General features: G+C 60.2%; 19 protein-coding genes. 13 read left to right on the top strand and 6 right to left on the bottom strand.

What is annotated here, in order from left to right; genetic code table 11:
• Position 1 precedes the first annotated feature (1 nt).
• Entirely contained in the window at positions 2-1,381 is a 1,380-nt protein-coding gene (gene xseA, locus ACZ89R_RS11970; RefSeq protein ID WP_063341447.1) for an exodeoxyribonuclease VII large subunit, read from the bottom strand.
• 147 nt (positions 1,382-1,528) lie between these two features.
• Positions 1,529-2,416, bottom strand: a complete 888-nt coding sequence (locus tag ACZ89R_RS11965; RefSeq protein WP_429545679.1) for a LysR family transcriptional regulator — start codon at positions 2,414-2,416, stop codon at positions 1,529-1,531.
• Between the two features lie 100 nt (positions 2,417-2,516).
• On the opposite strand from ACZ89R_RS11965, the gene ACZ89R_RS11960 reads away from it, so the two are divergent.
• From ACZ89R_RS11960 to guaA, 4 genes are all read left to right on the top strand, one after another.
• Positions 2,517-3,284: a sulfite exporter TauE/SafE family protein gene (locus ACZ89R_RS11960; protein WP_429545680.1), complete on the top strand. Its 768-nt coding sequence runs from the start codon at positions 2,517-2,519 to the stop codon at positions 3,282-3,284.
• Between the two features lie 163 nt (positions 3,285-3,447).
• Positions 3,448-3,996: a sugar ABC transporter ATPase gene (locus ACZ89R_RS11955; protein WP_123358101.1), complete on the top strand. Its 549-nt coding sequence runs from the start codon at positions 3,448-3,450 to the stop codon at positions 3,994-3,996.
• 216 nt (positions 3,997-4,212) lie between these two features.
• A complete protein-coding gene (gene guaB / locus ACZ89R_RS11950; RefSeq protein ID WP_008070940.1) occupies positions 4,213-5,682 on the top strand; it encodes an IMP dehydrogenase in 1,470 nt (489 codons plus the stop codon).
• Positions 5,683-5,775: 93 nt separating this feature from the next.
• The gene (guaA, locus tag ACZ89R_RS11945) at positions 5,776-7,353 is read left to right on the top strand and encodes a glutamine-hydrolyzing GMP synthase (protein WP_007903619.1); all 1,578 of its coding nucleotides are present in this window, start codon (positions 5,776-5,778) and stop codon (positions 7,351-7,353) included.
• 472 nt (positions 7,354-7,825) lie between these two features.
• Here guaA and ACZ89R_RS11940 read toward each other — a convergent pair whose 3' ends face one another.
• Positions 7,826-8,473, bottom strand: coding sequence for a TetR/AcrR family transcriptional regulator (locus ACZ89R_RS11940; protein WP_192345551.1), 648 nt, complete (start codon positions 8,471-8,473; stop codon positions 7,826-7,828).
• A 107-nt stretch (positions 8,474-8,580) separates the two neighbouring features.
• On the opposite strand from ACZ89R_RS11940, the gene ACZ89R_RS11935 reads away from it, so the two are divergent.
• A complete protein-coding gene (locus ACZ89R_RS11935) occupies positions 8,581-9,474 on the top strand; it encodes an NAD(P)/FAD-dependent oxidoreductase (RefSeq protein ID WP_429545681.1) in 894 nt (297 codons plus the stop codon).
• Here the strand turns inward: ACZ89R_RS11935 and ACZ89R_RS11930 are convergent.
• Positions 9,453-9,614 (bottom strand): DUF736 family protein, encoded by a 162-nt coding sequence (locus tag ACZ89R_RS11930; protein ID WP_259698658.1) that lies wholly within the window; start codon positions 9,612-9,614, stop codon positions 9,453-9,455. The two genes, ACZ89R_RS11935 and ACZ89R_RS11930, sit on opposite strands and share 22 nt — an antisense overlap.
• Positions 9,615-9,679: 65 nt before the next feature.
• Between ACZ89R_RS11930 and ACZ89R_RS11925 the strand changes: the two genes are divergently transcribed.
• Positions 9,680-10,543: a class I SAM-dependent methyltransferase gene (locus tag ACZ89R_RS11925; protein WP_429545682.1), complete on the top strand. Its 864-nt coding sequence runs from the start codon at positions 9,680-9,682 to the stop codon at positions 10,541-10,543.
• A 323-nt stretch (positions 10,544-10,866) separates the two neighbouring features.
• Here ACZ89R_RS11925 and treR read toward each other — a convergent pair whose 3' ends face one another.
• Entirely contained in the window at positions 10,867-11,571 is a 705-nt protein-coding gene (gene treR, locus ACZ89R_RS11920; protein WP_429545683.1) for a trehalose operon repressor, read from the bottom strand.
• A 237-nt stretch (positions 11,572-11,808) separates the two neighbouring features.
• Between treR and treP the strand changes: the two genes are divergently transcribed.
• The 5 genes from treP (at position 11,809) to ACZ89R_RS11895 (ending at position 19,247) form a co-directional block, all read left to right on the top strand.
• Complete coding sequence (gene treP, locus ACZ89R_RS11915) at positions 11,809-13,251, top strand: PTS system trehalose-specific EIIBC component (protein WP_429545684.1); 1,443 nt, start codon at positions 11,809-11,811, stop codon at positions 13,249-13,251.
• 39 nt (positions 13,252-13,290) lie between these two features.
• Entirely contained in the window at positions 13,291-14,940 is a 1,650-nt protein-coding gene (gene treC, locus ACZ89R_RS11910) for an alpha,alpha-phosphotrehalase (protein ID WP_429545685.1), read from the top strand.
• Between the two features lie 94 nt (positions 14,941-15,034).
• Entirely contained in the window at positions 15,035-16,258 is a 1,224-nt protein-coding gene (locus ACZ89R_RS11905; RefSeq protein WP_429545686.1) for a maltoporin, read from the top strand.
• 161 nt (positions 16,259-16,419) lie between these two features.
• The gene (gene ptsP / locus ACZ89R_RS11900) at positions 16,420-18,954 is read left to right on the top strand and encodes a phosphoenolpyruvate--protein phosphotransferase (protein ID WP_429545687.1); all 2,535 of its coding nucleotides are present in this window, start codon (positions 16,420-16,422) and stop codon (positions 18,952-18,954) included.
• A gap of 2 nt (positions 18,955-18,956) precedes the next feature.
• Positions 18,957-19,247, top strand: a complete 291-nt coding sequence (locus tag ACZ89R_RS11895) for a PTS sugar transporter subunit IIB (RefSeq protein WP_429545688.1) — start codon at positions 18,957-18,959, stop codon at positions 19,245-19,247.
• A 283-nt stretch (positions 19,248-19,530) separates the two neighbouring features.
• Here the strand turns inward: ACZ89R_RS11895 and ACZ89R_RS11890 are convergent, their stop codons facing one another.
• The gene (locus ACZ89R_RS11890; RefSeq protein WP_429545689.1) at positions 19,531-19,854 is read right to left on the bottom strand and encodes a hypothetical protein; all 324 of its coding nucleotides are present in this window, start codon (positions 19,852-19,854) and stop codon (positions 19,531-19,533) included.
• An 867-nt stretch (positions 19,855-20,721) separates the two neighbouring features.
• Here ACZ89R_RS11890 and ACZ89R_RS11885 point away from each other — a divergent pair.
• Both ACZ89R_RS11885 and tadA read left to right on the top strand, forming a co-directional pair.
• Positions 20,722-22,098, top strand: a complete 1,377-nt coding sequence (locus tag ACZ89R_RS11885; RefSeq protein ID WP_429545690.1) for a multicopper oxidase family protein — start codon at positions 20,722-20,724, stop codon at positions 22,096-22,098.
• Entirely contained in the window at positions 22,098-22,595 is a 498-nt protein-coding gene (tadA, locus tag ACZ89R_RS11880) for a tRNA adenosine(34) deaminase TadA (protein ID WP_123719405.1), read from the top strand. Before ACZ89R_RS11885 ends, tadA begins: the two co-directional genes overlap by 1 nt.
• Positions 22,596-22,608: the final 13 nt, after the last annotated feature.

Raw genomic sequence — 22,608 nt, 5'->3', positions numbered from 1 at the left:
ATCAATCCAGTAAAGAAAGGGTGACAGGCGTCAGGTGATTGTCTTCGACTCGTACTTGCAGTTCGCCTTCACCCAATTTGGCTTTCAGGCGCTGGCCGGTGTGGGTTTGCGCGGCGCTGCGAATCGCGTTGCCGCGCTCGTCCAGCAGAATGCTGTAGCCACGAGCGAGGGTCGCCAAGGGGCTGACCACGTGCAGCGTCTGCATCTGACTTTGCAGTTGCAGGCGGCGAGACTTGAGCCCTTCACGCATGGCCCGAGGCAGGCGTTCGGCGAGGCTGTCGAGACGTTGGCGAAGCATCGCCAGTTGTCGCCCGGGATGTTGCCCGGCAAGGCGGGTTTCCAGGCGGATCAAACGTTCGCGACGGGTATTGAGGCTGCGTTCGAAGGCCCGGCGCATGCGCATGTCCAGATCATCCAGACGTTGTGCCTGCTGACGCAGTCGTTCGCCGGGATGGCGCAGTCGGCGTGAAATACCTTCCAGGCGCAGCCGGTCACGCATCAGGCGGTCGCGCATGCGCATCACCAGGCGCCGATGCAGGCTTTCGACGCGTCGCACCAGATCGCTGGAGTCCGGCGCGAGCAGTTCGGCCGCGGCGGACGGTGTCGGGGCGCGGACATCGGCGACGAAGTCACTGATCGAGACGTCGGTTTCGTGGCCGACGGCGCTGACAATCGGCGTCACGCAGGCATCCACGGCGCGGGCTACGGCTTCTTCGTTGAAACACCAGAGGTCTTCCAGCGAACCGCCGCCACGGGCCAGGATCAACGCGTCGAAACCGCGGGCGTCCGCCAGCTTCAGCGCGCGGACAATCTGCGCAGTGGCTTCGCGGCCTTGCACGGCGGTGGGGATCAGCGTCAGTTGGATCTGCGGCGCGCGGCGGCGGAACACACTGATGATGTCGCGGATCACCGCGCCGGTGGGCGAGCTGATGATGCCGATGCGTTGTGGGTGCGCCGGCAACGGCACTTTGCGTTCGGCGCTGAACAGGCCTTCAGCACTGAGCTTTTCCTTCAAGGCATCGAAGGCCAGGCGCAGGGCGCCATCACCGGCCGGCTCCACGGTGTCGAGGATCAGTTGGTAGTCACCACGGCCTTCAAACAGCGAAACCTTGCCGCGAACCTTGACCGCCAAGCCGTCCTTCAACGCCTGGCGAACCCGCGCGGCGTTCTGTCGAAACAGCGCGCAACGCACCTGGGCGCCGCTGTCCTTGAGGGTGAAATACACATGGCCGGACGCCGGGCGGGCGAGGTTGGAAATTTCGCCTTCGACCCAGATGTTGCTGAACACGTCTTCGAGCAACACCCGCGCGCGGCCGTTGAGCTGGCTGACAGTCAGGACTTCCCGGTCCAGGCCGAGTCTTGCAAAGGGATCTTTAATCATGGGGCGCATGATAAAGGCAATCTCCTGCGCAATGCACGATCCCCCTGTAGGAGCTGCCGCAGGCTGCGATCTTTTGATCTTGATTTTCGGCGAGGCTGAAATTGCTGAAGATCAAAAAATCGCAGCCTTCGGCAACTCCTACGCCGATCAGGTGAAGTGTTCGACAAATTGCTGAACCAGCGCCGTGGGATTTTGCCGGCAGGCGAGGGCGACGGTGCTGTGGCAATCCGGGTCGGCCAAGGGCAGGAAGTGGATATCCGGCGGCGCGATGTCCTGCATCGATTCCGGTAACAGCGCGATGCCGAACCCGGCCTGGATCAATTGCAGTTGCGTGGTTTTACGCGACACCACCCGAGCCGCTTGGGGAAAGAATCCCTGGCGCATGCACAACTCGGCGGACAAATAGCTCAGACCGCCACGCTGTGGATGAGGGATGGAAATAAACGCCTCATTCTTCAACTGCGCCAGATCGATGCCTTGCGCGGACTTATCCACAGCCAGCCGATGATTCGGTGGCACCGCCAGCAACAAGCGCTCGCTGTACAGCGGAACAATCTGCACCCCTTCACGCTGACGCAACACCGGCAGGCGCAACAGACCCACATCGAGACGACCTTCGGCCAATTCTTCCAGTTGCGCCTCGGAGGACAGCTTGACGATGTCCATGGACACGCCAGCGTGCCGATCCAGATAGTCGCTGATGCCTCGCAACAGCCGACCGCTCATAGGCACAGTGCTGGAGTGACTCAGGCGCAACACGCCCAGTTGACCACTGCCCACTTGGGTGGCCATCTCGCTGGCCTTGGTCAGTTCGTTCAGCAGGTTTCTGGCCCGAGGCAAAAAAGCTTCACCTGCCGCCGTCAAACGGGGCTGGCGCGCGGTGCGTTCGAACAGCGGCGTTTGCAGCCGGGTTTCCATGTCCTTGATCTGCCGGCTCAGGGCGGATTGAGCAATAAACAGTCGTTCGGCCGCAGCGCTGAAGCTGCCGCTCTCGGCGATTTCCACGAAGTAACGCAATTGGCGGGTTGAAAGCACGAGGTATGCCTTTTAGAGATGGGTGGTCGACGTTGAAGATATTAGTCGCAACGCTTGGCACTGGATAAAGTCATCGCAGGAATAAAAGGAAGCCGTATCGATGAATGTGCTGGAGTTATTGAACCAATGGCCGTGGGGTGCGGTGGATTGGCTGGTGATTGGGTTGGGCGTTGCGCTGGCCTACATCGTGTTCGGCATCGCCGGTTTTGGTACCGCCCTGGTGGCGGGGCCGATTCTGATCCTGTTCATGCCGCTGTCGAAAATCGTGCCGCTGCTGGTGTTGCTGGATTTCGTCGCGGCATTCGGCAATCTGCTGCCCTCGCGACGGGATGTGGCGAGCCCCGAATTGTTGCGACTGCTGCCGTGCATGGCGGCGGGCTGCACGTTGGGGGTGATTTTCCTGCTGAACCTGAAGTCCGATGTTTTGCTGCTGTTGATGGGGCTGTTTATCAGTACCTATGCGATTTACAGCCTGTGGATTAAAACCCGTCCGGCGCAATTGTCCGCCGGGTGGGCGGTGCCAATGGGCACCGTGGGCGGGATGTTCGGGGCGCTGTTTGGCAGTGGCGGCTTCTTATATGCAATCTATCTGAACAGTCGCTTGTCCAAGGATGCGGCCCGGGCAACCCAGAGTGCCCTGATCAGTTGCAGCACGGTGGTGCGTTTGAGTCTGTTTGCCATCGCCGGTGTGTATGCCGAGCTACCCTTGTTGGTATTGGCGCTGTGTTTGTTGCCGGCGATGGCGCTGGGGTTGTGGATCGGCCGGCGGTTGACCATGAAATTGTCCCGCGAAGCATTCGTGCGGCTGGTGACCTGGCTGGTACTGGCCAGCGGGATTGCCTTGATCGGGCGTTATTTGAGTACTTGACCGGATTTCGTCAGGGATTAAGCTGCCGGCCGCAAATCCTGTGGGAGCGAGCCTGCTCGCGATGGCGGAGGGTCAGGCAACAATAATGTTGGCTGCAATGGCCTCATCGCGAGCAGGCTCGCTCCCACAAGGGTGGATCATTCAGCATTTGTAGGCTTGCACCATGAATTCCCAAAGCATCATCGTCCCGAAAATCTCCACCCTGCCGGTACACGAACCCCGGGCCCGGGCGGTCGTGCGTTGGCTGGTGCGCAAGAACATCATTAAAGAAGAGCTGACCACCTGTGGTCGCACCGGCAATCGCATGGCCCACGCCATCGCCGATGGAGCCCGCGCCGTGGTCCTGCACCCTGACGCGCTGCCGTTCGGCGAGCCGGTCAATGGCCTGGAAATCATCACCAAACGCTGCATCTACACACCGGCCAAGGGGTTCCTCGAAGAAGCCGGCTGCGCCGAGTGCCGCAAGGAGATCGGCGAAGCATTGTTCGAAAGCCTGGAAGAGTGGATGCCGGGGCGCACCGATAACTTCACGTGTCCTGAATGCGGGCATGAAGATGACATCAACGGGTTTCTGTTCTTGCAGGAATGCGGCTTTTCCAACCTGGGTTTCATCTTCAACAACTGGCTCGAGGCCGGGTTCAAGCAAAGCTTCATCGACGAATTTGCCGATTGGCTGGATCAGCCTGTGAGTTGGGTCAAAGTCGAACTCTGAACGCGGGCGCCTTTGTAGGAGCTGCCGAAGGCTGCGATCTTTTGCTCTTGTTTTTGAAAATCAAAGTCAAAAGATCGCAGCCTTCGGCAGCTCCTACGGAGGCGTCGTTTTCCCGTATGTCAGTAATGCCAATAATAGACAGAGTTTTACATTGAACCCGAGGGGGTGTCTGACTATAATGGCGCGCTTCCATTTTCCCGCTCGGGAGCCCCCGCGATGCTGCGTATCAGCCAAGAAGCTCTGACCTTCGACGACATTCTTTTAGTGCCCGGTTATTCCGAGGTTCTTCCTAACGAAGTCAGTCTCAAGACCCGCCTTACCCGTGGCATCGAGCTGAATATTCCACTGGTTTCTGCTGCCATGGACACCGTTACTGAAGCCCGCTTGGCAATTGCCATGGCTCAGGAAGGTGGCATCGGCATCATCCACAAGAACATGACCATCGAGCAGCAAGCTGCCGAAGTGCGTAAGGTCAAGCGGTACGAGGCCGGCGTGGTCAAGGACCCGATCACCATCGAGGCTGACGCCACGGTTCGTGAACTGTTCGAACTCACCCGCCTGCACAACATCTCCGGCGTACCGGTACTGCACGATGGCGACCTGGTCGGCATCGTCACTTCCCGTGACGTGCGTTTCGAAAACCGCATGGACGCCTCCGTCCGTGAAGTGATGACGCCTAAAGAGCGTTTGGTCACGGTCAAGGAAGGCGCCAACAAGAACGATGTGCGCGAACTGCTGCACAAGCACCGTATCGAACGCGTGCTGATCGTCGACGACAAATTCGCCCTCAAAGGCATGATGACCGTCAACGACATCGAAAAAGCCAAGGCTTACCCGCTGGCCAGCAAGGACGATCAAGGTCGTCTGCGCGTTGGCGCTGCAGTCGGTACCGGTAAAGACACCGGTGACCGCGTAGCTGCCCTGGTTCACGCTGGCGTTGACGTGGTAGTGGTCGACACTGCTCACGGTCACTCCAAGGGCGTGATCGACCGCGTTCGCTGGGTCAAGCAGAACTTCCCTGAAGTGCAGGTCATCGGCGGCAACATCGCCACCGGCGCTGCCGCCAAGGCCCTGGCCGAAGCCGGCGCTGACGCAGTCAAGGTCGGTATCGGTCCTGGCTCGATCTGCACCACCCGTATCGTCGCCGGTGTCGGCGTCCCGCAAATCAGTGCCATCGCCAACGTCGCCGCTGCCCTCGAAGGCACTGGCGTTCCGTTGATCGCCGACGGCGGCATCCGGTTCTCCGGTGACCTGTCCAAGGCCATCGTTGCCGGTGCTTCCTGCGTGATGATGGGCTCGATGTTCGCCGGTACTGAAGAAGCACCAGGCGAGATCGAATTGTTCCAGGGCCGTTCGTACAAGGCTTACCGTGGCATGGGTTCGCTGGGCGCCATGTCCCAGGCTCAAGGTTCCTCCGACCGTTACTTCCAAGACTCCTCGGCAGGCGCCGAGAAACTGGTTCCGGAAGGCATCGAAGGGCGTGTTCCGTACAAGGGCACCCTGAGCGCCATCATCCATCAACTGATGGGCGGCCTGCGTTCTTCCATGGGCTACACCGGTAGCGCCGATATCGAAGAAATGCGCACCAAGCCTGAGTTCGTGCGGATCACCGGCGCTGGCATGGCCGAGTCCCACGTTCACGACGTGCAAATCACTAAAGAAGCGCCAAACTACCGCGTAGGTTGAGGCTTCCAGCAATAAGTTAAGTAACCGGGGCTGTTTTCAGCCCCGAGTTGTTTCTGATTCTCTTCACCGAACTGCATAGACGAGACTGACCACATGGCCCTCGACATTCACGCCCACCGCATCCTGATCCTCGACTTCGGTTCCCAGTACACCCAGCTGATTGCCCGCCGCGTGCGTGAAATCGGCGTGTACTGCGAACTGCATCCGTTCGACATGGACGACGAAGCGATTCGCGAATTCGCTCCAAAAGGCGTCATTCTCGCCGGCGGCCCCGAGTCCGTGCACGTAGCCGACAGCCCGCGCTGCCCGCAAGCGGTGTTTGACCTGGGCGTACCGGTCTTCGGTATCTGCTACGGCATGCAGACCATGGCTGAACAGCTGGGTGGCAAGGTCGAAGGTTCCGAGCTGCGTGAGTTCGGTTATGCCCGCGTTGACGTGGTCGGCAAGAGCCGCCTGCTCGATGGCATCGAAGACCATATCGACGCCGATGGCCTGTTCGGCCTCGACGTGTGGATGAGCCACGGTGACAAGGTCACCAAGATGCCGGAAGACTTCCACATCCTGGCCAGCACCCCGAGCTGCCCGATTGCCGGCATGTTCAACGATGCACGCGGCTACTACGGCGTGCAGTTCCACCCGGAAGTGACCCACACCAAGCAGGGCGGTCGCATCCTCTCGCGCTTCATCCTCGACATCTGCGGCTGCGAAGCCCTGTGGACACCTTCGAAGATTGCTGAAGACGCCATCGCCCAGGTCCGCGCCCAGGTGGGCACCGACAACGTGTTGCTCGGCCTGTCCGGCGGCGTTGACTCCTCGGTGGTTGCGGCGCTGTTGCACAAGGCTATCGGCGACCAGTTGACCTGCGTCTTCGTCGACAACGGCCTGCTGCGCCTGCACGAAGGCGAGCAAGTGATGGCCATGTTCGCCGAGAACATGGGCGTCAAGGTGATTCGCGCCAACGCCGAGGACCAGTTCCTCGACAATCTGGCAGGCGAAAGCGACCCAGAGAAGAAGCGCAAGATCATCGGCCGTACCTTCATCGACGTGTTCGATGCCCAGTCCAACAAACTGGATAACATCAAGTACCTCGCCCAAGGCACCATTTACCCGGACGTCATCGAGTCGGCTGGCGCCAAAAGCGGCAAGGCGCACGTGATCAAGTCGCACCACAACGTGGGTGGCTTGCCGGAAGAAATGAACCTCAAGCTGGTTGAACCCCTGCGCGAGCTGTTCAAGGACGAAGTCCGTCGACTGGGCCTGGAGCTGGGCCTGCCGTACGACATGGTCTACCGTCATCCGTTCCCGGGCCCGGGCCTGGGCGTGCGGATTCTTGGTGAAGTGAAGAAGGAATACGCCGACCTGCTGCGTCGCGCCGACCACATCTTCATCGAAGAACTGCGTAAAGCCGACTGGTACCACAAGGTCAGCCAGGCATTCGTAGTGTTCCAGCCGGTGAAATCGGTGGGCGTGGTGGGCGATGGCCGTCGTTACGCCTGGGTCGTTGCCCTGCGTGCCGTGGAAACCATCGACTTCATGACCGCGCGTTGGGCGCACCTGCCTTATGAACTGCTGGAAACTGTCAGCGGCCGGATCATCAACGAAATCGAAGGCATCTCCCGCGTCACCTACGACGTGTCGAGCAAGCCGCCGGCGACGATTGAGTGGGAGTGATGCCCCCGGCCTCAGGGCCGATCGGCTGAAACAAAAAACGCCTGGTGCTTATGTACCAGGCGTTTTTTTTGAGTTTTTCATAGTGCTCTGGAGCGAACAGCCACTCAGTCATGCTGACTGGAATTTTTGTTTTTGGTTGGAAAGCACCGAAGCAAGAGCCGTTGTTCCCAATAGATCGCAAAGGCTGGCGTAGGTATTAGAGAAACTGTGATCGAATCAAATCCGTATCGAACGGCGTTATCCCTTGCTCAGGTGCAAACACCGCCTGTGCCTGCTGCGGCGAAGCCACTCGTTCCCCGCGTGCTCGAACATGCAAGTCGAACAGGGTTTCCAAATCCGGCCGTGGTGTATGCACCAAAGCCCGCAGTATCAACGATACCAGATCTGTGCAAGCTCGGCCGCGCGCGCCGGCCCAATATGACGAAGCGCCTGGACGACGGCCCCGGCCAAGCTGCCCGGAGCAATCAAATGCTTATCCGCCCGCGTGGTCGTTGCCACCGTGCGCGGCGATGAACATGGCGACGGCCGACCGGCAATAGGATTCGATTTCGTTGTCGTCCTCTGCTCTCGCCTCATCGAAGCGCGCGATAATCAGGAGATCGGATCCTTTGAAAAGCGCGGCAAACAAGCGGGCGGACTGGAGAGGATCGGGCACGTTCAGAACCGCCTTCGCGTGCAACTGACGCAACAGGGCCTCGATTTGGGCGATGACATAGGCGGGGCCGGCTTCGTATTGGCGCTTGCTTAACGACTTTTGATTCGTCTTGTCGGCCATGATCATGGCTTCGACACTCCGCACGTCCGGGCTCAACAGCGTGCGAAGCAGGGTTGATCCCACCGCCATGAGCTGATCTTCGGCCGAACCGTCGAAGCCTTCAAAAAGGGCCTGTGGTGCAAACTGCTGGCAGTGGGCCGCGATGGCCGCGCTGAACAGCGCCTCCTTGTTCTCGAAGTGCCTATAGATGCTTAGCTTGGATATCTTCGCCCGCTGGGCGACCTTGTCCATGGTCGTCGCTTGAAAACCCAATTCCACAAAAAGTTCGCACGCGGCGTCGACTATCGTTTGGCCAAGCGCCTCGTTGGCGGGCCGGCCGCGCCGGGCCTGGTTGTTCTCGGTCATAAAAATTCCAGTACTTGACAGTATTCTAATTCTTGAATTAGGGTACTTCAAAGTATCTTAAAAGTGCAAGCCAATCTCCCTTCATCCACAACACGGAGCCTATCACCATGAATGACGTTATCATCATCGGCGGCAGCTTTGCCGGTCTTGCCGCAGCCCTGCAGCTCGGCCGTGCCCGCCGAAAGGTCACCGTTCTCGATACCGGCCTGCCGCGCAATCGCTTCGCCGACCACTCGCATGGCCTGCTCGGCCACGACCACAAGCCACCGCTGGAGATCCTGGCCGAGGCGCGGCAGCAGCTGGCGCGCTATCCCACGGTCAGGCTGGTCACTGCCCGGGCCGAGAGCATCTCCGGCTCCATCGACGATTTCTCCGTCCTCACTGGCGATGGCGAAAGCCTCAGGGCGCGCCGCCTGATCCTGAGCTATGGCGTCGCCGACCAGATGCCTGAACTTCCCGGCTTTGCCGAAGGCTGGGGCAGCTCCATCGTGCCCTGCCCCTATTGCGACGGCTTTGAAGTTGCCGGCCGGCATTGGGGCCTCGTCTGGTCCGGCCCGCCGTCGCACAACTACGTCAGGCTGTACCACGATTGGACCGACACATTGACGGTCTTCGCCAATGGTCACGACATTCCACCCGACATCCGGGCCGATCTGGCGCGCCGCGGCATCCCTGTCGTCGATGGCCGGATCACCGAAATCGACCATGACGAGAGCCATAACGCCACCGTCAGGCTCGACGCCGGCCCCCCTGTCGCGGTCGACATCCTGTTCGCGCATCCGCGCAACAAGCCGTCCGCGCGCCTGCATGAATCGCTGGGACTCGCCACGGTCGATACGCCCCTGGGCATCGCCCTCAAGGTCGACGAACGCCGCGAAACCAGCATGCCCGGCGTCTACGCCGCGGGCGACCTAGCAAACCCCCTCATGGCCTCGGTCACCCTGGCAACATCGTACGGCGCGACGGCGGGTATCTCCGCTCAGCAATCGATGCTGGTTTGAGAGCACAGATTCCCTTCTCCGGTTGCGTCGTCGCTTTCGAAGAGGTTGGCGTAGATCGGCGCGGTGAAGGACGGATCGTCGAGTTTGACGGAATGGTAGGAGGGGTTGTCCTTCGAGGTCCGGCGCCAGGCGGCACCGATCTCGGTCTGGTGCCTTATCGCTGCTGGAGGCGGGTTTAGAACGAATCAAAACGAGGAGATGTATCATGACAGAGCAAAATGCCTATCAGGTCGCCGACTGGAATGGCCAAAGCGGAGAGTACTGGGTCGCCAACCAGGCCCGGCTCGACGCCATGTTTGCGGTGTTCGGCCAGGCCGCGATCGAAGCCGCCGCGCCCACGACGGGTGAGCGCGTGCTGGACGTCGGCTGCGGCGCGGGCGCGTCGAGTCTGGCTCTGGCCGCCCGCGTCGGCGCGGGGGGCCAAGTGTTGGGCGTGGACATATCCGAACCGCTGATCGGCCGAGCGCGCGCGCTTGCGCCACAGGATACGCCGGCCCGGTTCCGGGTAGCCGACGCCAGCAGCGCCGAGCTGCCCGAGGGCGCGTTCGACATCCTGTTCTCGCGTTTCGGAGTGATGTTCTTCGACGATCCGACAGGGGCGTTCGCCCATATGCGACGCGCGCTCCGGCCGGGCGGGCGGGTCGCTTTCGTCTGCTGGCGCGGCGTGGCCGAGAACGATTGGGTGCGCCTGCCGATGGGCGCGATCAAGGGCATCGTCCCGCCGACCGCACCGCCCGATCCCGAAGCACCCGGCCCATTCTCGTTCGGCGATCGGGGGCGCGTGGCACGCATCCTGACAGCGGCCGGCTTCACCGATATCGCTATCGCGCCCTTCGATGCTTCCATCCCGTTCGGCGAGGGCGGGACGCGGGACGCGGCGATCGACGACGCGGTGAAGATGGCGTTCGAGGGCGGCCCGCTGTCGCTTGTGCTCGCGGATCAGCCCGACGACATCCGCGCCCGTGCCTCTGCCGCGGTTCGTACCGCCTTCGCGGGCCTCCCCGGCGAGCGGTCGGTGATGATCGACGGCGCGGCGTGGATCGTCATGGCACGCAATCCGGCAAGCTGACAGGGATTAATAGGGGAGATGCCCCCGCTCGGAAGCTTGTCACGCCGACGGACACGAAGGACGAATCGATCTTCCGCTATTTCCATTCTGTGGCCACTGCCCGCGTCGATCATGCAGCGTCGAAGGACAAGGAGATCGCCCAAAATGTGTTGCGTCAGCTCGATGCATTACCTCCTTGCGCGGATACGGCATTGCACGCCTACTGCAAAGGGCACAATGGCAGGCAGGAGCAGGTGGGAAATTTCGAGCGATCTCGGCTGTAGCTGATCGCCCCTAATACCTGAAAGGCCCCGTGAACGCGAGTTCACGGGGCCATTTGCGTTTCAGCGCCGGGCGACGTCTGAGAAGTAGAACTTATCCAGCGTATGCCGCGACTCGGTGTACTCGAATTGCCGGCCATCCTGCAAAAACGTCTGGTTACTGACCACTATCACATGGCTCTGGCCGTCGAGGTCCAGGTGTTGCTGGTCGTCCTTGCTGCGGGGCACCGCTTCGATGGTGCGCTGGGCGTAGGCGATTTGCAGTTGCAGGGTCTGCTCGATGAAGGCGTAGATTGAGTGCTCGGCAATGTCGCGGGACAAGCCGGGAATCACGTCGCTGACGAAATGGTTGATGTCGAGGATCACCCGTTTGCCGTCGATCCGCCGTACTCGCTTGATCCGCGTGATCAGGCTGCCTTCTTCGGCCTTGATGTGTTCGAGCAGTGGGCCTTCGAGGGGGATCTGGGTGAATTCGACCACCTCGGTGCTGACGTCATTGCCCAGTCGCGGGTAGGTTTCCTGGAAGCTGACGATACCGCCGAGCTGGAATTCGATCGGGTTGGTGGACAGCACGAAGGTGCCTTTGCCGTGGACTTTCTGGGCGAAGCCGCGCTCCTGCAATTGCTCGATGGCCTTGCGCACGGTGCCGCGACTGGCCTGATAGCTGTCCATCAGTTCGGTTTCGGACGGCAATCGGGCACCGCGTTCCAGACGATCGGTCGTGATGCTGGCAAGCAGATCGCTGTAGATCTGGTTGTATTTACTCATGGGGATGGCTCTGTGCCGCGCTGTGCTCAAGGTTTTGAACCTTAAGGGCAGGGTAGGGGTTTGTCCATGCGGGTTTAGGTTTCTTTGACTTTTGAGGTAGGAAATATCGCCGCTTGTCGGGTTCAGGATAAACAAAACCAAACTCGTCTGTACGAGTTGTTGCAATAACTCGTACAGACGAGTACTTTTCGCTTCGGCGTGCTGCCAATAACAAAAAACTACAGCGGAAGAATAAGCATGAGCCACGACTATCCGAATATCGTCACTGAGCTGCTGCACAGCCTCGGTGGCAGCGATAACCTCGAGCAGGCCGCGCATTGCGTCACACGCTTGCGCCTGGCCCTCAAGAACCCGGGCCTGGTCGACAGCGCCACGCTGAACCAGATCGATCTGGTCAAAGGTTCGTTCTTTACCGGTGGCCTGTTCCAGGTGGTGATCGGCCCTGGCGAAGTGGAAAAGGTCTACGCCGAGCTGCGCCGGCAAACCGGTCTCGCCGCCTCGACCATCGCCGACGTCAAACAGAAAAGCGCGGACAAGATCCACCCGATGCAGCGATTGGTGCGGGTGTTTTCCGACGTGTTCATGCCGATCCTTCCGGCGCTGATCATTGCCGGCCTGCTGATGGGCATCAACAACCTGATTGGCGCCAAGGGCATGTTCATCGAGGGCAAGACTCTGCTGGACGCCTATCCCAAGCTTGACGGGCTCTGGAGCCTGATCAACCTGATGGCCAACACCTCGTTCGTGTTTCTTCCGGCACTGGTGGGCTGGTCGGCGGCCAAGCGCTTTGGCGGCAGCGAAATCCTCGGCATCGTGCTCGGCCTGATGCTGGTGCACCCGGATCTGCTCAACGCCTGGAACTACGGCAAAGCGGTGGCTGGGCTTGAGGGGCAGAGCCTGCCGTACTTCGACATCCTTGGTCTGTTTCAGATCGAGAAGGTCGGTTATCAGGGGCAAATCCTGCCGATCCTGATGGCGGCCTATGTGATGAGCGTCATCGAAAAATGGCTGCGGGCGCGGGTGCCTAATGCCGTGCAATTGCTGGTAGTGCCGATCACCACCATCGTCGTCACCGGTGTGCTGGCCCTGGCGGTGATTGGTCCAGTGACCCGCCATCTGGGGATTCTCATCACCGAAGGCGTGGTGACCCTGTTCGACCTGGCTCCGATGGTCGGCGGCGCGATTTTCGGTCTGCTCTACGCACCGCTGGTGATCACCGGCATGCACCACATGTTTCTCGCGGTCGATTTGCAACTGATCTCGACCCAGGGCGGCACCTTCATCTGGCCGATGATCGTCATGTCCAACCTCGCCCAAGGCAGCGCGGCACTGGCGGTGTTCTACATGACCCGCAGTGTGCGGGATAAAAGCATGGCCTCGACCTCGGCGATTTCTGCCTACTTCGGCATCACTGAACCGGCGATGTTCGGGGTTAACCTGCGCTACAAATTTCCGTTCTATGCAGCCCTGATCGGCTCGGCGCTGGGCAGCATTTTCCTGTCGCTGAACAAGGTCCAGGCCTCGGCGATCGGCGTTGGCGGATTGCCCGGTTTCATCTCGATCATTCCGCAGTTCATTCCGATGTTCGTGGTCGGGATGGTGATTGCCATGGTCGTGCCGTTTGTTCTGACCTGCGGTTTGAGCATGAGGATTGTCCGGCCGGGGTATCGGGTCGCCTGACAGATCGCATTCGTACAAAATTCAAGAAGGAATCCCGCCATGCAAGACTGGCAACGTTCGGTGATCTACCAGATCTACCCGAAGAGTTTTCACAGCCACGCCGGCAACCCCACGGGGGATCTGCTCGGCGTCGTGGCCAAGCTCGATTACCTGCACTGGCTGGGTGTCGATTGCCTGTGGATCACGCCGTTCCTGCGTTCGCCCCAGCGCGACAACGGTTATGACATCAGCGACTACTACGCCATTGATCCAAGCTACGGGACCATGGCCGACTGCGAGTTGCTGATCGCCGAGGCCGGCAAACGCGGGATCAAATTGATGCTTGATATCGTGGTCAATCACACCTCGATTGAGCACACCTGGTTTCAGCAGGCCCGCAGCAGCCTCGACAACCCTTACCGCGATTTCTACATCTGGCGCGACCAGCCGAACAATTGGGAATCCAAGTTCGGCGGTTCGGCCTGGGAGTACGAAGCCCAGACCGGTCAGTACTACCTGCACTTGTTCGACCACACGCAGGCCGACCTGAACTGGGACAACCCCCAGGTGCGCGCCGAAGTGTTCAAGATGATGCGTTTCTGGCGCGACAAAGGCGTGGGCGGTTTCCGTCTGGACGTGATCAATCTGATTTCCAAACCAGCGGATTTCCCCGAGGACAACAGCGACGGTCGGCGCTTCTACACCGACGGCCCGAACGTTCACGAGTACTTGCAACAGATGCACCGCGAAGTGTTCGAAGGCCATGACCTGATCAACGTTGGCGAGATGTCGTCCACCAGCCTGGAACACTGCATTCGCTATTCGCGGCCGGAGTCGAAAGAGCTGTCGATGACCTTCAACTTTCATCACCTGAAAGTTGATTATCCGAACCTGCAAAAGTGGGTTCGTGCCGATTTCGATTTCCTCGCACTCAAGCGCATCCTCTCCGACTGGCAGACCGGCATGCAGGCTGGCGGCGGCTGGAACGCGCTGTTCTGGTGTAACCACGACCAGCCGCGTGTGGTCTCGCGTTTTGGTCACGACGGCGAACATCGGGTGGTGTCGGCGAAGATGCTCGGCACGGCGCTGCATTTCCTGCAGGGCACGCCGTTCGTGTATCAAGGCGAAGAACTGGGCATGACCAATCCGGGGTTCGATCACATCGATCAGTACCGCGACGTCGAAACCCTGAACATCTTCCGGCTCAAGCGCGAAGCCGGTAGCAGCGACGCCGACAACATGGCGGCGATCATGCAGAAGTCCCGGGATAACGGTCGCACGCCGATGCACTGGAACGCCGAGCCGAACGCTGGCTTCAGCGCGGTCGAACCCTGGATCGGCGTGCCGGCCAACGCAGCGCAAATCAACGTCGCCCACCAACTCGACGACCCGGATTCGGTGCTGCATCACTACCGTCAGTTGATTGCGCTGCGCCGCAGTGAAACGTTGATGTCCGACGGCGTGTATCGGCAGTTATTGCCTGAGCATACGAAAATCTGGGCGTATGTGCGTGAAGGCCATGGCGAGCGTTTGCTGGTGCTGAACAACTTCTATGGCGCGCCGTGCGAAGTCGAGCTGCCGCCAGAAGTGATCAACGAATCGATGGTGCAATCTCTGGTCATCAGCAACTACCCAGACTGCCCGCCGCGCAATCGGCAGGTGTTTCTACGGCCCTATGAGTCGTTCGTTCTGCGCCTGACTGACCACTAAAAAACACTAATTCAAAAAACACGCAGAACGCTGCGCGGGGGAGTTTTGCGCGCCGATTTTGCTGCATCACACAATAAAAATAATGAGGTGGTTCTTGAAAACAACAATAAATCGCAGCCTTGTAGCGGCGGGCGTGTACCTGGCGTTACCGTTATCGGCCCATGCGCTGGAGTTCGCCGGCTATGTGCGTAGCGGTGTCGGCACCTCGGTCAACAGCAGTTCGCAGTCATGTTTTCAATTGCCGGGTGCGCAGTCGAAATACCGCCTCGGCAACGAATGCGAACAGTATGCGGAGCTGGAGTTGCGTCAGGATCTGTTCACGCTGGACGACGGCTCGGTGCTCAGTGTCGACGGCATGGCCTCGCTGTATAACCAGTACGACCGCAGCCTGACGTTCAACGGCGACAACGGCTCGGTGCGCATGCCGCAGTTGTATGCGCAATGGTCGAACATGCCCAGCCTCAACGGCGGTTCACTGTGGGCCGGTCGGCGTTACTACAAACGGAACGATATCCATATTTCCGACTTCTACTACTGGAACCAGAGCGCCACCGGTGGCGGTATCGAAGATGTGCTGATCGGCGATCTGAAGTACAGCTACGCCTTCTCGCGCAAGGACAACCTGTACCAGAAGGACTACATCAACCGTCACGATTTCAACGTCGCCGGCTTCAACACCAACCCTGGCGGTGAGCTGGAGTTCGGCTTGAGCTACATCGACAAACCCGATAGCCGCGACGCTCACCACGGTTGGGCGATTACCACCCAGCATGTGCAGAAAGACTTTCTGGGTGGCAAGAATAAACTGGCCTTTCAGTACGGCGAAGGCCCCGGCACCGGGTTGGGCTATACCGGTAACGTGAGGCTGGACGACAACAGCAAAAGCTATCGCGTGGTGGAGTTCTTTGACTGGCAAGTGACGCCGCGTTTCGGCGGGCAGGTTGAAGCGGTCTACCAGAAAGACATTCGCCCGGACGGTGCCGACCAGAACTGGATTTCCCTTGGGATTCGTCCGGCCTATGCGATCACCGAGCAGTTCAAACTGGTGACCGAGTTGGGTCACGATCAGGTTGAAGCCACGGGCGGGACGCGCAAGCTGAGCAAGTTCACCTTCGCCCCGACGTGGTCGCCCAAGGGCCCGGAATTCTGGGCGCGCCCCGAGGTGCGTCTGTATTACACCTATGCCAGCTGGAACGAGGCGGCTAAACGGGCGGCCAATGAACTGGCTGCGGGTTCGGCGTTGTCCGACACCGGCGCTTTCGGCACGGCGCGACACGGTTCGAACGTCGGATTGCAGGTCGAGTATTGGTGGAAATAAACGCCGCATAACCCCGTAGGAGCTGCCGAAGGCTGCGATCTTTTCTCTTGGGCTCACTTGAATCTCAAGCGGAAGATCAAAAGATCGCAGCCTTCGGCAGCTCCTACCAGGTACCGCGAGATCGCAAGCGTCTTTTAAAGAACAAAACAGCAGGTGACGTCATGGCCACACCCCAACAATTGCAACTGCTGGCACCCTTGTCCGGCGTGCTGATGCCGCTGGATCAGGTGCCCGATCAGGTGTTTTCCAGTCGCGTGATCGGCGACGGTCTGTGTATCGATCCGACTTCGCAAACCTTATGCGCACCGCTGGCCGGCGTGATCAGCAATGTGCAGGTCAGTGGGCATGCCGTCAGCATCACCGACGACAATGGCGTACAGGTGCTGATGCACATCGGTCTCGATACCGTGAACCTGGCTGGAAAGGGTTTCACCCGATTGGTGGAGGAAGGTCAGCGGGTAATAGTGGGGCAGGCACTGATCGAGTTCGATGCCGATTACATTGCCTTGAACGCCCGCAGTTTGTTGACCTTGATGCTGGTGGTCAGCGGCGAGCCGTTCACCTGGCTGGCGCCCGAAACGGGTGTGGTGGAAAGTGGTCAGCCGCTGCTGAGGCTGCGTCCATCCGAAGTGGCAGCCGATGAGGGGACTGCGCAGGAGGGCGAAGCGCTGTTTTCCAAACCGGTGACGCTGCCCAACACCAACGGTTTGCATGCTCGCCCCGCAGCAGTGTTTGCCCAGGCAGCGAAAGGCTTTGCGGCGAGCATTTGCCTGCATAAACAGCAGGACAGCGCGAACGCCAAATCCCTGGTGGCGATCATGGCGTTGCAGACCGCCCATGGTGACGTCCTGCAGGTCAGCGCGGCGGGCGCGGATGCCGAAGTGGCAATCAAGACGCTGGCCGAGTTGCTGGCCGCCGGTTGTGGAGAAGCCGTGACGGTGATGGCAGAGGTTGAGACAGTTGCCGCGCAGGCCTCATCGCTAACGGTGCTGCGCGGCGTCTGTGCATCGCCGGGGTCGGCGTTTGGCCAGGTGGTGCAGATTGCCGAGCAGAGCCTTGAGGTCAGTGAATCAGGGGTCAGTCCTCAGGTTGAGCGTGAGCACCTGTCCCGAGCGCTGGCCAAGGCGGTTTTGGCCTTGCAGCAGTTGCGAGACAAGGCCACGGGTGACGCCCAGGCAGACATCTTCAAGGCTCATCAGGAATTGCTCGAAGACCCTGGCCTGCTGGATCAGGCACTGGCACTGATCGATGCAGGCAAAAGCGCCGGTTTCGCCTGGCGTGCGGCCACCGAGTCGACGGCCACCTTGTTCAAAAAACTGGGCAATGCCTTGCTGGCCGAACGGGCAGCGGATTTGGCCGACGTTGGTCAACGAGTGCTCAAGCTGATTCTCGGCGTAGAGGATCGTGCGATGGAGTTGCCGGACGGGGCGATTCTGATTGCCGAGCAACTGACGCCCTCCCAAACGGCTGGCCTGGACACGCGCAAGGTGCTGGGGTTCGCGACGGTCGGCGGTGGCGCCACCAGCCACGTGGCAATTCTCGCGCGGGCCTTTGGTTTGCCGGCGATCTGCGGCTTGCCGGTTCAGGTGCTGACACTGATCAATGGCACCCGGGTGTTGCTCGATGCCGACAAGGGCGAGCTGCAGCTGGATCCCGAGCTTGCCGCCATTGAGCAGCTGCAAGCCAATCGTCAGCGACAAAAGAAGCGCCAACAATACGAGCTGGAAAATGCAGGACTGGCCGCCTGTACCCGCGATGGGCATCATGTTGAAACCACCGCCAATATCGCATCCCTGGCCGAAGCCGAACAGGCCATGGCGCTGGGTGGCGAGGGCGTCGGTCTATTGCGTTCGGAGTTTCTTTATCTGGACCGCAACCACGCGCCAAGCCATGACGAGCAGGCATCCATCTACGGCGCCATTGCCCGCGCATTGGGGCCGGCGCGCAACCTGGTAGTGCGCACCCTGGATGTCGGCGGTGATAAACCCTTGGCCTATGTGCCGATGGAGCGCGAAACCAATCCGTTCCTGGGCATGCGCGGCATTCGTTTGTGCCTGGAGCGTCCGCAACTGTTGCGCGATCAGTTCAAGGCGATTTTGAGCAGCGCCGGGATGGCTCGCCTGCACATCATGCTGCCGATGGTCACGCAATTGTCGGAACTGCGGCTGGCTCGCCAACTGCTGGAAGAAGAAGCGCTGGCATTGGGCCTGACTGAACTGCCGAAGCTGGGGATCATGATCGAAGTACCCGCTGCGGCGCTGATGGCTGACCTGTTTGCGCCCGAAGTGGATTTCTTCTCCATCGGCACCAACGACCTGACCCAATACACCCTGGCCATGGACCGCGATCACCCACGGCTGGCCAGTCAGGCCGACAGTTTTCATCCTTCGGTATTGCGCTTGATCGCCACCACCGTGAAAGCCGCCCATGCCCATGGTAAATGGGTCGGAGTATGCGGCGCCCTGGCTTCGGAAAAACTGGCGGTGCCGCTGTTGCTGGGGCTTGGGGTGGATGAGTTGTCGGTGAGCGTGCCGTTGATTCCGGCGATCAAAGCGGCGGTTCGCGAGGTGGATCTGCTGGACTGCCAAGCCATCGCCCAGCAAGTGCTGGGGCTGGAAAGTGCCGAGCAAGTGCGCGAGACATTGCGGCTGCACCATGAGGCAACGGTCGATACTTCACTGGTTCTGGAGAACTGAACATGTTCGAGAAAATGCAGCGGGCGTTCTGGAAAGCGTTGACGCCGGACCTGGTGGTGGACGAGCCGAAAGTGGAGACTCAGCCTGTTGGCGGTTTGGCCGCGAATATCGTCGCCGCGCTTGGCGGAATGGATAACCTCAAGTCGCAACAACCGGTGGCGCTGACCCGGGTGCGGGTGGAATTGCGGGAGATGGCGCGGATGGATCGACAGGCTTTGGCGGCGGCGGGGGTGCCGGGGGTGATGACGCTGGAGGATGGGGTTGTTCATTTGATCACTGGTCTCCAAGCGTAACCGACCGTGGCGAGGGACTGCCTGTGGCGAGGGAGCTTGCTCCCGCTGGGTCGCAACGCGGCCCCTCTTCCGACGCCCCGTAGGAGCTGCCGAAGGCTGCGATCTTTTGATCTTGCCCTTGTGGCGAGGGGGCTCGCCCCCGTTCGACTGCGCAGCAGTCGCCAAACCAAACACCGCGGTATGTCTGACAAAACCGGATCCCTGGTTTTGGGGCTGCTGCGCAACCCAACGGGGCAAGCCCCCTCGCCACAGACAAGCCCCCCATCATTAATGTCGGCCGCTGCTACTCCGAAGACCGAGCCCGCAACCGTCGTCCAATCACATCCAGCACATCACAGCCATCGCGCAACGGAATGGCGCAGAGCAAAGCAAAGTCACTGAGAATGAAGGATTCGCACTCGACTGAACCGCGCATCGACATGTTCTCAAGCACCTGAGTGACGGCACGAATTCGATAGTCGGCAGCGTCATACAAAACATCGAGCGGCGCCTGGGTATCGACGAATAGGGTCGGCATGTCGGTGCAGTTGCCGGTGAGTGCCATGAAGCGGTTGTCGGGGTGGGGAATTGGGTTTTCGTAGGGTGGATCGGGGTGAAGACTTTTCATTTTTAAACCTCTGGTAGAAGTGGAGCTACCATCGGCCTTCCTACAGGCTTGGGTGGCAGCTATACGCGGGGTAGGAATATCGAGACCAGAGAACTCGACCACACCGAAGCGTGCCCGCGCACAGCCGCCGCAACTGATCTTACGGACACATATTGATGGCCGCAATTCAGGTGTCGACGCCAAAGCGTCCTCTCTAGTCTTGAAGGGTTCCTACACCCTGCCACTGAATTTTCAGTGACCACCAGAGACTATCGATGGAGCGCATTTCACACCAGTTCATGGAAACCGCTACGAGTTGAAGGAAACTTCCGATGACCTTGCCCAGAAATTTCACCGTCCTGTAAGACCGCCTTCGCGGGCAAGCCTCGCTCCTACGGAATCGAGGCAGACCGCTAAATATGGGAACGACTTTAATCCTGTAGGAGCGAGGCTTGCCGGCGATTGAGCGCGAAGCGGTCATAAAATCTATCTGCCTCAGAGATAACAGGCCTTACCTGGCGCAGAAAATAAGGCGCGGGGACTTTGCGGGGGATCGAGCAGGAAAGAAGTCGGGAAAGGTGGAAATGGATGTAGGGCGATTCGCTGATTAGCGGCGACTAAGTCACGTTCAGCGAAGCGGCCCTAAATTCTGTAATCGCATTGCATCAGGCACATCGCGCGAGCCCCAAAAGATCGAAGCCTTCGGCAGCTCCTACAGGGTGTACGCCGATCAAATGTAGCGCTGCCGAAGGCTGCGATCTTTTAAAGGGTTCACCACCGGCTGTGACCATCCGCCGCGCTGCCCTTACTGTTTCTCAACCGCAGGTGTATCGTATTCGCCTTTTGCAGGCCCCGCGCCTGTGGCTGATACGTGAGGTAGTTGAGTTCATGTCCTTTACCCGTCGACAAATACTCGGTGGCCTGGCCGGTCTTGTGGTGGTTGGCGTGGGGGCCGGTGGCGCGTCGCGTTACTGGCTGGGCAAGATGGCCGATGCTGACGCCGGCCACGACTATGAGCTGATCGCCGCACCGCTGGACGTCGAGCTGGTGGCCGGGCACAAGACCCCGGCCTGGGCGTTCGGTCCGTCGGCGCCGGGCACCGAGTTGCGCGTGCGTCAGGGTGAATGGCTGCGGGTGCGCTTCATCAACCATCTTCCGGTGGCGACCACCATTCACTGGCACGGCATCCGTCTGCCGCTGGAGATGGACGGCGTGCCGTATGTCTCGCAATTGCCGGTGCTGCCGGGCGAGTACTTCGACTACAAATTCCGCGTGCCCGACGCCGGCAGCTACTGGTATCACCCGCACGTGAACAGCAGCGAAGAGCTCGGCCGTGGACTGGTCGGTCCGCTGATCATTGAAGAGCGCGAGCCCACCGGTTTCAAGTACGAAAAAACCTTGAGCCTCAAGAGCTGGCACGTCGATGAAGAGGGCGCTTTCGTCGCGTTCAGCATTCCTCGTGAAGCGGCCCGTGGCGGCACGGCGGGGGGCTTGTCGACCATCAACGGCGTCTCGCAAGCGGTGATCGACTTGCCCGCCGGGCAGATCACTCGCGTACGCCTGCTCAACCTCGACAATACGCTGACGTACCGGCTCAACATTCCTGGCGTCGAAGCGCAGATCTATGCTCTGGATGGCAATCCGATTGAACCGCGCCCACTGGGCAAGGAGTACTGGCTGGGTCCTGGCATGCGCATTTGCCTGGCGATCAAGGCGCCGCCCGCTGGTGAGGAACTGTCCCTGCGCAATGGCCCGGTACGCCTGGGCACCTTCCGTTCAGTGGCGAACACCGATGCGCCGACCGAGTGGCCGCCGGCGCTGCCCGCCAACCCGGTGGCCGAGCCGGACCTGGCCAATGCCGAGAAACTCAACTTCAATTTTGAATGGGTAGGTTCGGTGTCGGTCAATGTCGAAAACGGCAAGCCGCCAAGCCTGTGGCAGATCAACGGCAAGGCTTGGGACATCACCGACAAGACCTGCGCCGATCGGCCGATTGCCAAGCTCGAAAAGGGCAAAAGCTATATTTTTGAATTGAAGAACATGACTCAGTATCAACATCCGATCCACCTGCATGGCATGAGCTTCAAGGTCATTGCCTCGAACCGGCACAAGGTCATTCCGTACTTCACCGACACGTACCTGTTGGGCAAGAACGAGCGTGCGCAAGTGGCGCTGGTGGCGGATAACCCGGGGGTCTGGATGTTCCACTGCCATGTGATCGACCACATGGAAACCGGCCTGATGGCCGCCATCGAGGTGGCGTGATGCGTCAGATACGCCCCGCAGCGATTATCGACCGCAGCCGTGATCGTGATTTCATGCGCGAAGCCCTGGCCTTGGCGGCTCAAGGCGCGGCGCTGGGTGAAGTGCCGGTGGGCGCGGTGCTGGTGCAGGACGGTGAAATCATTGGGCGCGGGTTCAATTGCCCGATCAGCGGCAACGACCCCAGCGCCCACGCCGAGATGGTCGCGATTCGCGCCGCGGCCCAGGCCGCCAGCAACTATCGCCTGCCGGGCAGCACGCTCTACGTGACCCTGGAGCCGTGCAGCATGTGCGCCGGGCTGATCGTGCATTCGCGGATTGCGCGGGTGGTGTATGGCGCGCTGGAGCCCAAGGCCGGGATTGTGCAGAGCCAGGGGCAGTTTTTTACCCAAGGCTTTTTGAATCACCGGGTGTTGTATGAGGGAGGGGTGTTGGCGGAGGAATGCAGCGCGGTGTTGACTGAGTTCTTCAAGGCACGCCGAGCAAAACCTTCAGAGTAAACACCGAACCATT

The sequence above is a fragment of the Pseudomonas sp. TE3728 genome, assembly GCF_056279145.1.
This window is presented reverse-complemented; position numbering and strand designations above follow the sequence as displayed.

Bases quoted from the DNA above. Each gene is read 5' to 3' on its own strand.
- ptsP (WP_429545687.1), top strand. From the start codon at position 16,420: ATGGCCACACCCCAACAATTGCAACTGCTGGCACCCTTGTCCGGCGTG.
- tadA (WP_123719405.1), top strand. From the start codon at position 22,098: ATGCGTCAGATACGCCCCGCAGCGATTATCGACCGCAGCCGTGATCGT.
- guaA (WP_007903619.1), top strand. From the start codon at position 5,776: ATGGCCCTCGACATTCACGCCCACCGCATCCTGATCCTCGACTTCGGT.
- treC (WP_429545685.1), top strand. From the start codon at position 13,291: ATGCAAGACTGGCAACGTTCGGTGATCTACCAGATCTACCCGAAGAGT.
- ACZ89R_RS11895 (WP_429545688.1), top strand. From the start codon at position 18,957: ATGTTCGAGAAAATGCAGCGGGCGTTCTGGAAAGCGTTGACGCCGGAC.
- treP (WP_429545684.1), top strand. From the start codon at position 11,809: ATGAGCCACGACTATCCGAATATCGTCACTGAGCTGCTGCACAGCCTC.
- ACZ89R_RS11955 (WP_123358101.1), top strand. From the start codon at position 3,448: ATGAATTCCCAAAGCATCATCGTCCCGAAAATCTCCACCCTGCCGGTA.
- treR (WP_429545683.1), bottom strand. From the start codon at position 11,571: ATGAGTAAATACAACCAGATCTACAGCGATCTGCTTGCCAGCATCACG.
- ACZ89R_RS11960 (WP_429545680.1), top strand. From the start codon at position 2,517: ATGAATGTGCTGGAGTTATTGAACCAATGGCCGTGGGGTGCGGTGGAT.
- ACZ89R_RS11885 (WP_429545690.1), top strand. From the start codon at position 20,722: ATGTCCTTTACCCGTCGACAAATACTCGGTGGCCTGGCCGGTCTTGTG.
- ACZ89R_RS11935 (WP_429545681.1), top strand. From the start codon at position 8,581: ATGAATGACGTTATCATCATCGGCGGCAGCTTTGCCGGTCTTGCCGCA.
- ACZ89R_RS11890 (WP_429545689.1), bottom strand. From the start codon at position 19,854: ATGAAAAGTCTTCACCCCGATCCACCCTACGAAAACCCAATTCCCCAC.
- ACZ89R_RS11940 (WP_192345551.1), bottom strand. From the start codon at position 8,473: ATGACCGAGAACAACCAGGCCCGGCGCGGCCGGCCCGCCAACGAGGCG.
- xseA (WP_063341447.1), bottom strand. From the start codon at position 1,381: ATGATTAAAGATCCCTTTGCAAGACTCGGCCTGGACCGGGAAGTCCTG.
- guaB (WP_008070940.1), top strand. From the start codon at position 4,213: ATGCTGCGTATCAGCCAAGAAGCTCTGACCTTCGACGACATTCTTTTA.
- ACZ89R_RS11925 (WP_429545682.1), top strand. From the start codon at position 9,680: ATGACAGAGCAAAATGCCTATCAGGTCGCCGACTGGAATGGCCAAAGC.